General features: G+C 39.2%; 1 protein-coding gene. It reads left to right on the forward strand.

The window, feature by feature from the left end:
- Window positions 1-20: 20 nt before the first annotated feature.
- The coding region (locus AAEY80_RS14735) for a type VI secretion protein IcmF/TssM N-terminal domain-containing protein (RefSeq protein WP_350588625.1) at window positions 21-250 on the forward strand (230 nt) is incomplete at its 3' end.

Genomic DNA, 250 nt, shown 5'->3' on the forward strand with positions numbered 1-250 from the left:
GTATGGGTATTTCTGAGCTTATGAGCCAGACCAAAACTGAGAGAAACCTACATGCTCGCGCTATTAAACAGCGCTTACAAGAACTGCAAAGCCAATTAGGTATGACCTTTCCTGTTTACGTTATTTTTTCTAAAGTTGATTTAATTGAAGGTTTTAGAGAGTTTTTTGGCGAACTAACAGAAGAAGAGTGTGAGCAGGTTTGGGGCGTAACCTTTGAACTTGATTTAGATAAAGACACGCAAGTAGATGC

The organism is Psychrobacter sp. 78a-MNA-CIBAN-0178 (genome assembly GCF_040309625.1).
GTDB lineage: Bacteria > Pseudomonadota > Gammaproteobacteria > Pseudomonadales > Moraxellaceae > Psychrobacter > Psychrobacter okhotskensis.